14 protein-coding genes are annotated in these 14185 nt (G+C 67.5%); 12 read left to right on the plus strand and 2 right to left on the minus strand.

All coding sequences use genetic code 11. The features are described 5' to 3' along the window. The first annotated feature begins 15 nt into the window (after positions 1–15). From Q0741_RS10150 to Q0741_RS10200, 11 genes are all read left to right on the plus strand, one after another. The gene (locus Q0741_RS10150; RefSeq protein WP_298233081.1) at positions 16–804 is read left to right on the plus strand and encodes an enoyl-CoA hydratase/isomerase family protein; all 789 of its coding nucleotides are present in this window, start codon (positions 16–18) and stop codon (positions 802–804) included. Beyond that, positions 801–1745, plus strand: coding sequence for a hydroxymethylglutaryl-CoA lyase (locus Q0741_RS10155; RefSeq protein ID WP_298233082.1), 945 nt, complete (start codon positions 801–803; stop codon positions 1743–1745). The genes Q0741_RS10150 and Q0741_RS10155 overlap by 4 nt, the downstream gene beginning before the upstream one ends. Then, complete coding sequence (locus Q0741_RS10160; protein WP_298233083.1) at positions 1742–2398, plus strand: CoA transferase subunit A; 657 nt, start codon at positions 1742–1744, stop codon at positions 2396–2398. The genes Q0741_RS10155 and Q0741_RS10160 overlap by 4 nt, the downstream gene beginning before the upstream one ends. Continuing rightward, positions 2395–3054, plus strand: coding sequence for a 3-oxoacid CoA-transferase subunit B (locus Q0741_RS10165; protein ID WP_298233084.1), 660 nt, complete (start codon positions 2395–2397; stop codon positions 3052–3054). Before Q0741_RS10160 ends, Q0741_RS10165 begins: the two co-directional genes overlap by 4 nt. 58 nt (positions 3055–3112) lie before the next feature. Beyond that, positions 3113–3862, plus strand: a complete 750-nt coding sequence (locus tag Q0741_RS10170) for an electron transfer flavoprotein subunit beta/FixA family protein (RefSeq protein ID WP_298233085.1) — start codon at positions 3113–3115, stop codon at positions 3860–3862. Position 3863: 1 nt separating this feature from the next. Further along, complete coding sequence (locus Q0741_RS10175; RefSeq protein WP_298233086.1) at positions 3864–4796, plus strand: electron transfer flavoprotein subunit alpha/FixB family protein; 933 nt, start codon at positions 3864–3866, stop codon at positions 4794–4796. 24 nt (positions 4797–4820) lie between these two features. Further along, entirely contained in the window at positions 4821–5078 is a 258-nt protein-coding gene (locus Q0741_RS10180) for a hypothetical protein (RefSeq protein WP_298233093.1), read from the plus strand. 10 nt (positions 5079–5088) lie between these two features. Then, positions 5089–6747: an MFS transporter gene (locus Q0741_RS10185; protein ID WP_298233087.1), complete on the plus strand. Its 1659-nt coding sequence runs from the start codon at positions 5089–5091 to the stop codon at positions 6745–6747. Further along, entirely contained in the window at positions 6744–7955 is a 1212-nt protein-coding gene (locus Q0741_RS10190; protein ID WP_298233088.1) for an HlyD family secretion protein, read from the plus strand. The genes Q0741_RS10185 and Q0741_RS10190 overlap by 4 nt, the downstream gene beginning before the upstream one ends. Then, entirely contained in the window at positions 7952–9322 is a 1371-nt protein-coding gene (locus Q0741_RS10195) for an efflux transporter outer membrane subunit (protein WP_298233089.1), read from the plus strand. The genes Q0741_RS10190 and Q0741_RS10195 overlap by 4 nt, the downstream gene beginning before the upstream one ends. A 649-nt stretch (positions 9323–9971) precedes the next feature. Further along, entirely contained in the window at positions 9972–11171 is a 1200-nt protein-coding gene (locus Q0741_RS10200; RefSeq protein ID WP_298233090.1) for a trypsin-like serine protease, read from the plus strand. Positions 11172–11336: 165 nt separating this feature from the next. Here the strand turns inward: Q0741_RS10200 and Q0741_RS10205 are convergent, their stop codons facing one another. Beyond that, positions 11337–12239 (minus strand): hypothetical protein, encoded by a 903-nt coding sequence (locus Q0741_RS10205; RefSeq protein WP_298233091.1) that lies wholly within the window; start codon positions 12237–12239, stop codon positions 11337–11339. 306 nt (positions 12240–12545) lie between these two features. Further along, on the minus strand, positions 12546–13475 hold the full coding sequence (locus Q0741_RS10210) for an NYN domain-containing protein (RefSeq protein ID WP_298233092.1): 930 nt from the start codon (positions 13473–13475) through the stop codon (positions 12546–12548). A 382-nt stretch (positions 13476–13857) separates the two neighbouring features. Here Q0741_RS10210 and Q0741_RS28885 point away from each other — a divergent pair, with 382 nt between their 5' ends. After that, positions 13858–14109, plus strand: coding sequence for a transposase (locus Q0741_RS28885; RefSeq protein ID WP_367184093.1), 252 nt, complete (start codon positions 13858–13860; stop codon positions 14107–14109). The last annotated feature ends 76 nt before the right edge of the window (positions 14110–14185 follow it).

Below are 14185 nucleotides of genomic sequence, written 5' to 3' on the forward strand. Positions count from 1 at the left end.
ACGCCGAGGCCTGCGATGAACTACCAGACGATCGAGGTTTGCATTGACCAAGGCGTTGCGAGGCTGTGGCTGAATCGGCCGGCGGTACGCAACGCGATGAACGAGGACGTCATCAGCGAGCTCACTGCGGCCTTGGCCGCGTTGGGCTCGGACGACAACGTGCGCGTCGTGGTCCTCGGAGGCAGGGGGCCGGCGTTCTGCGCCGGCGCGGACCTGGGCTGGATGAGGCGGATGGCGGACTTCAGCGAGCCACAGAACCAAGCCAGCGCCATGGAGCTCGCCACGATGCTGCAGAGGCTGCACGCGCTGCCAAAGCCGACGATTGCCCGGGTGCATGGACCGGCCTATGCCGGAGGCATGGGCCTGGCATCGGCGTGCGACATCATCGTTGCCGAGACAACCGCCGAGTTCTGTCTCAGCGAGGTCAGGATAGGGCTCGTGCCGGCAACCATCTCGCCCTATGTCGTCCAGGCGCTTGGCGCTCATGCGGCACGCCGCTACATGCTCACGGCCGAGCGCGTTTCGGCCGCCGAGGCCCACCGCATCGGCTTCGTGCACGAACTGTGCGACCCCGGGACCATTGACACGACGATTGCATCGCTCACGCGATCCCTGGTCGCGGCAGGGCCCGCTGCGCTGGCCGCGACCAAGCAGCTGCTCGACGATGTCGTGGACAGGACCATCGACCCGGCTCTGCTCGCCATGACGGCCAGCGTCATTGCGCAGGTGCGCGCTTCGGCGGAGGGCCGTGAAGGCGTCGGCTCGTTCCTCGAGAAGCGCAAGCCCGCATGGAGCCGCGCATGAGCATCGAAGGGGCGGACGTGGACAACAAAGCAGTCCGGATCGTTGAGGTGGGTCCGCGCGACGGGTTGCAAAACGAGAAGCAGCCCGTAGCGACGCAGACGAAGCTCGAACTGATCGAGCGGCTGGTCCAGGCGGGGCTGAGAGTCGTCGAAGCGACGTCGTTCGTATCGCCAAAGTGGGTGCCTCAGATGGCCGACCACGGCGACATCATGCAACGCCTGCCGCTCCAGCCCGGGGTCGCGTATTCGGTATTGACACCGAACCTGAAGGGCTTCGAGGCCGCCGTGGCCGCCGGGGCAAAGGAGGTCGCCGTGTTTGCGGCGGCGTCGGAGACGTTTTCCCAACGCAACATCAACTGCTCTGTCGCTGAGTCGATAGCGCGGTTCAGGCCGGTGTTCGACGCCGCGCGGCGCGAGGGCGTTCGGGTGCGTGGCTACGTGTCCTGCGTCGTTGGATGCCCCTACGAAGGACCGATTGCTCCCGAGCGTGTGGCCGACGTGTCGGCACAGCTGTATGAGCTGGGCAGTTACGAGGTGTCGCTCGGTGACACCATCGGCGTGGGAACGCCGGCCTCGATCGTGCGCATGCTCGACGCCGTGGCCCGGCGCGTACCGGTACGGCACCTGGCCGGCCACTACCACGACACGTACGGCATGGCGATAGCTAACGTGCACGCGTCGTACGAGTTCGGGCTGCGCTCCTTCGACAGCTCGGTGAGCGGGCTGGGTGGCTGCCCCTATGCGAAGGGTGCATCCGGCAACGTCGCGACCGAGGACGTTGTCTATCTGTTGCATGGCCTGGGCGCGCAGACCGGCATCGACCTGGACCTGCTCGTCGACACGTCGGCGTGGGTCTCGGCGGCGCTTGGCCGCGAGCCCGGCTCGAAGCTCACGCGCGCGATGCTTGCCAGACGCGCGATGCATACCGAGGCCGGCCGATGAAGAACCCGGCGCTCATCGCTGACGTGGTTGCCATGATCCCTGATGGCGCCAGCCTGATGATCGGTGGATTCATGGGAAGCGGCAGCCCGGTGCTGCTGATCGACGAGATCGTGCGCCAGCGCAAGCGCGGGCTGACGGTCATTGCCAACGACACGGCCCGGCCAGGCATTGGCATCGGCAAGCTGATTGACGCCGGCGCGGTCAGCAAAGTGGTGACGAGCCACATCGGCACCAATCCCAAGACCCAGCAATTGATGCTCGACGGGGCGCTCGACGTGGAACTGGTGCCGCAGGGCACGCTTGCCGAGCGCATCCGCTCAGGCGGCTTCGGCCTTGGCGGCGTCCTCACGCCGACAGGGGTCGGCACACTGGCGGCCGCGGGCAAGCGGACACTGGAAGTCGATGGGCAGACCTTCCTGCTCGAGACGGCACTCAAGGCCGACTTCGCGCTGGTGGCCGCCAGGCGTGCCGACTATGACGGCAACCTTGAGTACGCGCTGACGGCGCGCAATTTCAACCCGCTGATGGCCATGGCCGGCCGCACGACGGTCGCCGAAGCCGAACAGATCGTACCGGTCGGTGCGATAGCTCCTGATGCCGTCGTTACCCCGGGCATCCTGGTCCGATATCTCGTCAGGAGAGCCAGTACATGAAGCACCGCCCCAACGCCAAGGAAGTCATCGCGAGGCGCGTGGCGCAGGAGTTGCGTGATGGCGACTGCGTCAATCTCGGCATCGGCCTGCCCACCATGGTCGCCGCCTACATGTCGCCATCGGTGCGCGTTCACTTCCACTCCGAGAACGGGATCATGGGCATGAGCCCGTTGCCGGGAGAAGGACTTGACGATCCCTGCCTCACCGATGCTGGCGGCCGCCCGATCGGCGCTTTGCCAGGCGCCAGCGCGTTCGACTCCGCCTTCTCGTTTGGTCTCATTCGCGGCGGCCATCTCGACGTGACGGTGCTTGGCGGGCTTGAAGTCGACGAGGCCGGCCACCTTGCGAACTGGATGGTCCCAGGGAGGATGGTCCCCGGCATGGGCGGAGCGATGGATCTGGTGACGGGGCCCCGCCGCGTGATCGTGGCAATGACGCACCGCTCGCCGTCCGGTTCCAAGCTGGTCAAGCGCTGTTCTCTGCCCATCACGTCGTTGCGACGCGTCGATCTCGTTGTCACGGAGCTTGCAGTGATCGAGCCCACCGCGACCGGTTTGGTGCTGAAGGAGACCGCGCCGGGTGTCACGGTCCGGGATGTGTTCGAAGCGACGGAAGCAGCCTTGAAGATCGCGCCGGGATTGGAAAGGGCTGCGTAGCGCTGCAGCACCACAGCTGCCCAGGACGGTTGCAATAACACTTTTGTAAGGAATGCACATGAAGATCCTTGTGCCCGTGAAACGGGTGGTGGACTACAACGTCAAGGTCCGCGTGAAGAGCGACGGCTCGGGCATGGACCTCGCCGGCGTGAAGATGAGCATGAATCCCTTCGACGAGATCGCCGTCGAGGAAGCGGTTCGGCTCAAGGAGAAGGGCGTCGCCAGCGAGATCGTCGTGGTCTCCTGCGGTGTGGCGCAGTGCCAGGAGACGCTGCGCACGGCTCTCGCCATCGGCGCGGACCGCGCCATCCTGGTCGAGACCGACGCCGAGCTGCAGCCGCTGGCCGTGGCCAAGATCCTCAAGGCGCTGGTGGACAAGGAGCAGCCGGGCCTGGTGATCCTGGGCAAGCAGGCCATCGATGACGACAACAACCAGACCGGCCAGATGCTCGCCGCGCTGGCCGACCTGCCGCAGGCCACCTTCGCCTCCAAGGTCGAAGTGGCGGACGGCAAGGCCAAGGTGACGCGCGAGGTGGACGGCGGCCTGGAGACCATCGAGGTCACGCTGCCGGCCGTGGTCACGACCGACCTGCGCCTGAACGAGCCGCGCTACGTGACGCTGCCCAACATCATGAAGGCCAAGAAGAAGCCGCTGGAGACCGTCAAGCCGGCCGACCTGGGCGTCGATGTCGCGCCCCGGATCAAGACGCTCAAGGTCAGCGAGCCGCCCAAGCGCGGCGCCGGCGTGAAGGTGCCCGACGTGGCGACCCTCGTCGAGAAACTCAAGAACGAAGCCAAGGTGATCTGACATGGCCGCACTCGTCATTGCCGAACACGACAACGCGTCCCTCAAGGGCGCGACCCTCAACACCGTGACTGCCGCAGCCGCTTGCGGCGGCGAAGTGCACGTGCTGGTGGCCGGCGAGAACGCCGCCGCCGTGGCCCAGGCCGCCGCCCAGGTGCAGGGCGTGAGCAAGGTGCTGCACGCCGACTCGCCCGCGCTGGGCAAGCAACTTGCGGAGAACGTGGCGGCGCAGGTGCTCGCTGTGGCACCGGCCTACAGCCACATCCTGTTCCCCTCCACCGCCAACGGCCGCAACGCCGCCCCGCGCGTGGCCGCCAAGCTCGACGTGGCGCAGCTCAGCGACATCACCAAGGTCCTGAGTGCCGACACCTTCGAGCGCCCGATCTACGCCGGCAACGCCATCGCCACGGTGCAGAGCGCCGACGCGGTGAAGGTCATCACCGTGCGCACCACGGGCTTCGACGCCGCGCCCGCCACCGGCGGCAGCGCCGCCGTTGAAAGCGTGGCCGCGGTGGGTGACAGCGGCAAGAGCGCCTTCGTTGGCCGCGAGCTGACCAAGTCGGATCGGCCCGAGCTGACCGCCGCGAAGATCATCGTCTCGGGTGGCCGGGCACTGGGCTCCGCTGAAAAATTCACGGAAGTGCTCACGCCGCTGGCCGACAAGCTGGGCGCCGCGCTGGGTGCCTCGCGCGCCGCGGTGGATGCCGGTTACGCCCCCAACGACTGGCAGGTGGGCCAGACGGGCAAGATCGTGGCCCCGCAGCTCTACATCGCCTGCGGCATCAGCGGCGCGATCCAGCACCTGGCGGGCATGAAGGACTCCAAGGTGATCGTGGCGATCAACAAGGACCCGGAGGCGCCGATCTTCAGCGTGGCGGACTACGGAATGGAAGCCGACGTGTTCGAGGCCCTGCCGGCGCTGGTCCAGGCGCTGTAAGCCAAAGCAGCCCGGGATACCGAAATGACGCCGCTGCATCTGCTCGAACGGTACGGCCCGCGCGAGTCCATGGACTACGACGTGGCGGTCGTCGGCGCCGGCCCCGAGGGGCTGGCCACTGCCATCCGGCTCAAGCAGCTCGCCGCCGCGGCCGACCGCGAGGTGTCGGTGGTGGTGCTGGAAAGGGTCAGGAATGGGCTTTGCCTTGCGCCTCCCCATGGCCAGACGCAAGCCCCAGCCGGCACCGCAGGCCGATTCGGCCTATCAGTTCAAGCTGCATGAACGACCTTTCATGCCCGGCTCACCGGCGACACCCGAGCACCCGGTGGCGCGGCGGGCGGCTTACCTGGCCATCGGCGTGCTGCTGGGGCTCACGGGCGGCTTCGGCAACGGGCTGCTCCTTGCCAATGTGGCCCAGATCCAGGGCGCGCTGGGCCTCACCAGCGTGCAGGGCGCCTGGCTCACCGCCGCGTACTCGATGACCAACGTGTGCATGAGCCTGCTGCTGATCAAGTTCCGGCAGCAGTTCGGCACGGGCTGGTTCACGCGCATCTTCCTGCCGGCCTTCGCCGTGGTCAGCCTGCTGCAGCTTTACGTGCAGGGCTACGCGACGGAGCTGTTGGTGCGCGCGGCCAGCGGCATCGTCGGCAGCGGGTTGTCCACGCTGGCGCTGTTCTACGTGATGCAAGCCATGCCGGCGAAGGCGCGCCTGGGCGGGATGGTGTTGGGCGTTGGCATCTCGCAGATCGCGCTGCCGCTGGCGCGCGTGATCTCGCCGGCACTGCTGCAAGGCGGCGAGGTACAGAACCTGTACCTGCTGGAGTGGGGCCTGTCGCTGCTGTGCCTGGGCTGCGTGGCACTGCTGCCGCTGCCGCCCAGCGAGCACGTCAAGACCTTCGAGCCGCTGGATTTCCTGACCTTCGCGCTGTTCGCGCCGGGCATGGCGCTGCTGTGCGGCGTGTTCGCGGTGGGCCGCGTGGCCTGGTGGAGCACGCCCTGGATCGGCGCCGCGCTGGCGGCGACCATCGTGCTGCTGGGCGCGGCCATGCTGGTGGAGCACAACCGCGCCAATCCGCTGCTCAACACTCGCTGGATGGCCAGCGGCCAGATCCTGAAGTTCGCCACGCTGGGCATGACGATGCGCGTGCTCCTGTCGGAACAGGGCTTCGGCGCCACCGGACTGCTGGCCGCCGTCGGCATGGGGCCGGACCAGCTGGTGACGCTCTACGCCATCGTGACCCTCGCCACGGTGGCTGGCCTGGCCGCCAGCCTGGCCACGCTCGACCCGAAGGACCTGCTGCGGCCGGTGGTGATCTCGCTGGCGCTCATCGCCGTGGGCGCCTTCATGGACGCCGATGCCAGCAACCTCACGCGGCCGGCCCAGTTCTACGTCAGTCAGGCGCTCATCAGCTTCGCGGCGATCTACTTCATGGGCCCGCTGATGGTGAGCGGCATCCTGCCCGCGCTGGCCAGGGGACCCAGCCACATCATCAGCTTCTCCGCGGTGTTCGGCATCTCGCAGAGCCTGGGCGGCTTGGCCGGCGCATCGCTGCTGGGCAGCATCCAGATCGCGCGCGAGCGGCTGCACTCCAACGAGTTGGTGCAGGCGCTGCTGGGCACCGACCCGCTGGTGGCCGGCCGGCTGGACCTGCTGGCGCTGAGCTATGGCCGCGTCCTGGCCGATCCGGCTGCGCGCCGCGCTGTGGGCAGCACGCTGTTGAGCCAGCAGGTCAGCCGCGAGGCCAATGTGCTGGCCTTCAACGACGTGTTTCTCCTGATCGGCATGCTGGCCACGTTGGCCTTCCTGCTCGTCGGCGCGCGCTGGCTGCTCTACCGTGTCAAGGGCATCAACCCGCTGGCCGAGGAGTCGGCGACGCTGGCCCGTCTGCGGGCCAGCCGTGCCGCCGAAGGCTCCACCCCTTCACCAGCTCCAGAGAAAGGCGGCCCTTGAAACAGCCCCCGCGTGAAACGGTCAACGCCGGTGCCCGTCCCCCGGCCGGTGAGGCCGGTGACGACCACACCCGGCTCGACGATCCGGTGGAAGTTGCCGAGACGCAGGCCGAGGCGCCCGCCGCTGCGCCCAAGGGCTGGGCCCCGCCGCGCAGCGGACTGCGCATGACGCTGGTGTTCGTGGCCTTCGTGCTCGCCGGGGCGCTGGTCGTGCTCTACGCCTGGGGACTGCCGCCCTTCAGGTTCCATGTGCAGTCCACCGACAACGCCTACGTGCGCGGCCAGACCACGGTGATCAGCCCGCAGGTCAACGGCTACGTCACGGAGGTGCTGGTCCAGGATTTCCAGGAGGTGCGCCAGGGCCAGCCGATCGTGCGCATCGACGCGCGCATCTACCGCCAGCGCGTCGAGCAGGCGCGCGCGGCCATCGCGGTGCAGCAGGCGACCCTGGCCAACTCGGCGCAGAGCCAGCGCTCCGCGGCCGCCGGCTTGCAAGGGCAGGGGGCGGCGGTGGCCAGCGCCCGCGCCCAGCTGGAGCGCGCGCAGGCCGACATGCGCCGCGTCGAGGAACTGGTGGCGGATCGCTCCGTGTCGCTGCGCGAGCGCGACCAGACGTTGGCGGCGCTGCGCCAGGCCGAGGCCGCGCTGCAGCAGGCACAGGCGCAACGCAGCGTCGCCCAGGAGCAGCTGCGCACGGTGACGGTGGGCCGCGCCGGCCTGGAAGCGGCCGTGCAAAGCGCGCAGGCCGCGTTGCGGCTGGCGGAGATCGACTTGGCCAACACCGAGATCGTCGCCCCGCGCGACGGCCGCGTCAGCGAGGTCGGCGTGCGCATCGGCCAGTACGTGACGGCGGGCTCGCAGCTGCTGTTCCTGGTGCCGCCCACGGTGTGGATCGTGGCCAATTTCAAGGAGGCGCAGACGGCGCGGATGCGCCCCGGCCAGCCGGCCTGGGTGACGGTCGATGCGCTGGGCGGGGCGCGGCTGGAGGGCCGCATCGAGCGCATCGCGCCGGCCACGGGCAACGAGTTCGCGGTCATCAAGCCCGACAACGCCACCGGCAACTTCGTGAAGGTGCCGCAGCGCCTGAGCGTGCGCATCACGCTCGATCCCGGCCAGCCGCTGCTGTCGCGACTGCGGCCGGGCATGTCGGTGCAGGCGCATGTGGACACAGCCGTCGCCGAGGCTGCTGATCCCGGGACGACGCCATGACGCGCTGGACCGTGGTGCTGGGCGCCGCGCTGCTGGCCGGCTGCACCGGCACGGCGCCGCCCCTGTCAACGCCGCCGCCGCTGGCGCTGCCGGACCAGTGGCAGACCCGTCTCGACGCCACGGTGGCGCAGCGCCCCGACTGGTGGCGCGACTTCGGCGACCCGGTGCTGACGCAGTGGGTGGAGGCTGCCCTTGCCAACAACACCGACATCGCCACCGCCGTCGCACGGGTGCGCGAGGCGCGCGCACAGGAGCAGGTGGCCCGCTCGCAGCGCTGGCCCACGCTGGAGCTGGCCGTGGGTGCCACGCGCTCGCGCAGCCTGGATCCGCTGGGCCACCCTACCGAGTCCACCGGCGTCCAGCCGCTGTTCCAGGCGGCTTACGAGGTGGATCTGTTCGGCCGGATCGGCAACCAGGTGCGGGCGGCCGAGGCGGGGAGCGTGGCCGCCGGGCAGACGCGTGATGTCGTGGCCCTGGGTGTCGCGGCCGCCACCGCCAGCGGCTACATCACGCTGCGGGTGCTCGATGCGCGGTTCGCCATCCTGCGCGAGACACTGCGCTCGCGCGAGGACTCGCTGCGCCTGGCGGCGCGGCGCGCGGCGGTGGGCTACACCTCGGAGCTGGAGTGGCGCCAGGCCCAGGCCGAGTACGAGGCTACTGCTCAGCAGTTGCCCCAAGCCGAGGCCGCCATCGCGCGCCAGGAGCATGCGTTGTCGGTGCTGGCCGGCCAGGTGCCCGCTCCGGTGCGCCGCGGGGCGGCCCTGCAGGCGCTCGTGCCGCCGCCCGTTCCGCCGGCGCTGCCCAGCGAGCTGTTGCGGCGCCGGCCCGACATCGCGCAGGCCGAGTCCACGCTGGCGGCCTCGGACGCGACGCTGGCCGCCGCGCGCGCGCAGTTCCTGCCGCAGCTGCGCCTCAGCGCCACGGCCGGGCAGGTTTTTTCGTCGAGCCTGGCCGATCCGGTGACCATCTGGACCCTCGGCACCAGCGTGCTGGCGCCGATCTTCTCGGCCGGGAGGTTGCGCGGCCAGGTCGAGGCCGCGGCGGCACGGCGCGACCAGGCGGCCTGGAACTACCAGCGCACCGTGCTGGTGGCGTTGCGCGAGGTGGAGGACAACCTCAGCGCCGTGGCGCGGCTGCGCGAGCAGCGCGCGCACCTGCAGGCGCAGCGCGAGGCGGTGAGCGAGGCTTGGCGGCACGCGGTCAACCGCTACCAGGCCGGCTATTCCTCGTACCTCGAACAGCTCGATGCCCAGCGCAACCTGCTGGCTGCCGAGCTGGCGCTGGTGCAGTCGGTGGGAGACGAGCTCAATGCGCTGGTGGCGCTGCACCAGGCCCTGGGCGGAGGCTGGAACGGCAGCGGACGCTGAGACATTTGCTTGAGCTCGTTGAGATTGCGCTGTGCGCACAACGTTCAGCATGGAGACGGCGCTGCGCCCTACCGCCATGGCGCACCGGGAGCCAGCCGCAGGCCGTACCTCGAAACACGCTCGCAAGAACCTGGGCCTGCTCGGAAATCCATCTCCGGACTCCGATTTCTTGAACCGCTCTACTCCTGGCGGCAACCCAACGCGACCGAAGCGCCCGACGCCACGCTGGGACGCGGCAACCAAGCGAGGAGACGAGCATGGACACAGGTCCAGGACTGGACACGCAAGCGGCGGTGTCGGCCACGTCTGGCTACGCGCGGCGCGCTTCCCAGGAAGAGCTGTCCACCCCGTTCGCCACCGTGCTCGCGGCGGCGCGGGCGAAAACGCTCCGGCAGCACACTGCCGTCCTGGCATGGCCCCGAGCAGCGCACTGGATCTTGAATTTGCGCTGCCACCACGAGAGGCCGTTGCAGTCTTGCGCTGCACGGCTGTGCCGGACACAGGCATCGCTCATCGAATTCAGGCCGGAAGACAAGCCCTTGCGAGAAGGGGCGGCGACGAACGCCAGTCGAAGTCCGAGGAATCGGTCTGGATCACGCCCAGTGCCTCGCTCACTGTCCATGTAGACAACGTTTGACAGGAAATCCGTATGAACTCCCGCGTGCTTTTCCTCACCGCAGCCGTGCTGCCGGTACTCGGCTCTGGTGTCGCCATGGCCAGCGATACCGCTTTGCAGAACACCGAACTCTCCATGCGTGGCTTGTCAGCGACAGATTTGTCGCGGCTGCAACCGTTTACGAACCCGTTACCGGCGCCGGACACCTCATCCATCGCAGCCGACATCGGCGCCGGGCCCTACCCGTCGGGCGCCAAGACCCGCAGCGGCATCGTCAGCGGCAGCGCTGGCCGCGCTTTCGGCAGCTTCGGCATTCCCTACACCACCACGCGCGTGCAGGACGGCAACCAGAGCGCCGCGGGCACCACCGCGGCCAGCCGCCTGAGCACCACGTACCCCTACCGCACCGTGGGCAAGCTCACCTTCTCGGCGGGCTACTGCTCGGCCAGCCTGATCCGGCGCAGCGTGATCGTGACGGCGGCGCACTGCATCCAGAACTTCGGCAGCGGCGCCTCGATCTTCTCGGGCTTCCAGTTCCGCCCCGGGCACTACGGCGCGGCCGGTGCCACGGCGGCGCAGATCGCGCCCTACGGCACCTGGAACTGGGCGGCGCTGGTGCGCCCGGCCAGCTGGGCCAACGGCACCGACATCGGCAGCGGCGCGGCGCGGGACAACGACCTGGCCGTCATCGCGCTGGCACGGGACGCCCGGGGCCGCTTCGTGGGCGACCTCACCGGCTATCTGGCCTACGGCTGGAACAACTATTCCTTCGTGACCTCGTCCAAGACCGGCAACCTGCACACCGCCGCCGTCACGACCCTGGGCTATCCGTTCCTGATGGACCGCGGCGCGATCATGCAGCGCACCGACGGGCCGACCTACACCACCACGGTCGGCCGCGCGGGTCAGCTCTGGCAGGGCAGCAACCTCACCGGCGGCTCCAGCGGCGGCCCGTGGGTGGTGAACTTCGCCCCGCGCACCGCTGCGCTGACCGGCGGCGCCGTGGCGGGCACGGCCCCCGTGATGGCCGTGATCGGCGTGACCTCCTGGGGCTCCAGCGATCCCAACGCGCCCAAGGACAACTACTCCTCGCAGTTCCGCCAGAACTCGCGCTATCCCAACGCCAGCTACGGCGGCTACGGCGCCGGCAACATCGGCTCACTGCTCAACACGCTGTGCTCCTCGGCCGCGCCCGGCGGCGGCACCTATGCGTCGCAGGGCTACTGCAACTGAGCCGAACTCCATGACGCACTGGCATTGATGTGGATCCGGGTCGGTGTACAGGCACCTGCTACAGCGGCCCGGCAGCCTCGGGGGGATATCCGACGAAGTCGGACCACGAGCTGTTCGGGCTGCTGCCGCGGGCTGGGCTCGCACGCGGCCACGCTACGCCGCGAGTCATCCGGCAAGCGTGCTTTTCTTCCGCAGCGCACCGATTCGCATGGAAAGTCCAGCAACCCCAGGGATGCCGCCGCAACCCTTTGCAAATTTCAGCAATATTGCGACCAATCCAGCGAGATACAAAGAAAAGCTGCCTGGCTCAGGAATGGGGGCCGTTGTGACGCGAACATAATCAATTGCTACGTCGGTTGGAGAAGGAGTGCCTGGCAAGCCGATGGACTGGCTGAAACCAAACCGAACGCCTGATTGGTACTCGGGTAACAATTGGCTGACGCCTATAGTGATAAATTTGTTTGGGCCCGTGTCTGGTTCCACGGATGCTAATATGATGCCGCCACGAGAAGCTTCCAAAGAGAAGCGATACCATGTATTATCCTGAAACTCGAATGGAAATTCGGTTCCGCCACCTTGGCTGGTGATGGCCGAGAATACACGCTGTCTGCCATAGTCTGGCGCAAGCAGCGCTCCCTGCGCATAGTGTTGAATATTTTCGCTATCAATCAGCCACAATTCCAGCAATTGATCGATGGCCGTGGCCGGCGACTGCACCATGGTGTTGAAGCGCACCTCCAGGCGCAGCCCATGAGCAGTGTCGAAGACTTTGTCCGTGCTCCAGCCTTTGCGCTGAGCATTGCCCATGAGGTCGTTCATGCGCAGAACAGTGGCGCCGTCCAGGATTTGAAGTTCTGCTTGCGATGGTCCGATGTACTGGGCCACATTGGAATCCGACCCCGCAAAGCGCCACGGAGCCGTTGGCAGCGCCGTCTGGTAAGCGCTTCCCGGCAACGTGTTGAAGTCATCGAAAAAAAGCTCCCGTGCCGCCAGCACGGGTGACGACAAGGCCAGCGCCACCAATGCTGCTGACAGTGAACGGTGGCAAGACACGGTGCGTTGAAACATGGCAGGCCTCCGGCTAATAGACCAAGGCATTTCCTGCACCACATGAGCGCCGTGGCGACGTTCGCCCGCTACTCCACGGTGAATGCGCTGCGCTCTTGATCGGGACCTTTTCAATACCGGCCTTTAGTTCGCCACGGCTTCTGCGTTTCCCGGGAAGAGGTCAGTAACGTTGGTGCCCGGGCGTAGGGCGGCCACATCTCGGCGTCGCTCCGGCGGAGTGGGCATGCCCGGGATACATGGCTGGCCACTTGTCCCGGAACGCTGACACATGTGACGCGCTTCTTGCAAGGTATAACGACACGCTGCTCAACCCTGGTCCGGCAATATCCAGACCTTCGGCGCCAGCGGCCCCCGATCCCCTCGGGTGTATTCATAGGACACGCGCATCCCCATTTGCAGACGCTGCACATCGTCGGGCGACAGCGCGCTGAATGGGAAAAAGACGCTGTCCCCGCCGGCCTCGGGCTGGATGAAGCCGTAGGTTCCCTTGAGATTGAGAATGCGCCCCTGCTGGATGGAGCCCGCCTCGGGCGGCGCGGTCAGCAGGTCGATGTTGGTGGTCAGCGGACTCGGGATGGGCGCGGGCGAGTATTGCGGGCGATAGAACAGGCCATCCACCACGGGATTTTCCCCGGGAGGCGACACATCGATGAGTTCCGCCATCTTCAGCGGATAGGTCGCCTCGCCCAGGAGCACCTGCGACGTTCGCGTCTCGCGCAGGTTGCCGTTGTGGTCGGTGAAACTGAAATTCCAACCGAGCAGCATCACCCGCGTGCCCAGGGTATTGAGCTTGCGCGCCAGGGGAACGAAATCGCCGTCGCAGGCAATCAGCGCCAGGACGTCGAAACGCTTGTAGATGGCCATCTCGAACGCTTCCAGGGCGAGCCACACGTCGATGCCTTTTTCGCCGCCCGGGCCCGTGGGCAGGTAGTGGGTGGTGACGCCCTCGTACATGAGCACGTCCTCGAAGGAGCGTTCCTGGAAAAGAATGTCGCGCTCCTCGGCCTCCCTGGCCTTCATCCGCCCCCTGAAATAATGCGCATCGACGATCTGCGTGAACTTGATGTCGATGCCTTCCTCGGCGGCCGCGCGCGAACGGATGAAATTGTGCAGGCCCTCGATGCTGATTCTGGCTTTTCGTGAATGGGCACTGGAATAGTAATTGCTCACCCCTCGAAAATAATTGCCGTCGTAGAAAATGCCAATACGAAGGAGCTTTTGGTTGGCAGGTGGCATGGTGAATATTGGACGGTGAATGATTGAAGGAGCGGAAAGAGCGGTTTCAGGCCTGAATGACGGCCAGGGGAGCCATTCACGGTGCCAGCGCAAGGCACTGTGTATCAACGGGCGGTGCAGCCGAAACGGGATGCGGGGCCCGCGCCGGGTCGGTCGCGACAGTCCTATCGTACGCCCCCAACCTGCCCGGCCGGTGCCAGGCCGCTGCACCTGTCCATGCCGCTTCAGGGCTCGCCCTGGGCACCACCAGCCGCAGGTAGATGCGCCGAACATCGACTGACCGCGGCATGGCTTCACCGCCGCGGAGCAGGGCGCCACAGAGCCTGTTTTTCATGGATGGCCGCTACGACGCCCGGGCGCCGGTTGACCAGGCAAGCTGCTCGTGCTCTGGGACGGCGCGCCGATCCATCGCTGCCGCGCTGCCAGGCAGTTCCTGCATGAGGAGGCCGGCGATAGGCTGCGCCTCGAACGCTTCTCCGGTTACGCGCCCGAGCTCGATCCCCAGGAGGGAATCTGGCGGCACTTGAAGCATGTCGAACTGCGCAGTGCCTGCTGCGCCAGCCTCGCTGATTCCAGTTCGCGATGGCCAGTGAAGTCATTCCGTCATGCCCGCGCAGAGCCTGCCCCCGCGTAGGCGGGGGCGGGCATCCACACGGACCGGGATGCCGCCCGGAGTTCGTGGACACCCGCCTGCGCGGGTGTGACGGGAT

The sequence above is a fragment of the uncultured Azohydromonas sp. genome, assembly GCF_937926365.1.
GTDB lineage: Bacteria > Pseudomonadota > Gammaproteobacteria > Burkholderiales > Burkholderiaceae_C > Azohydromonas.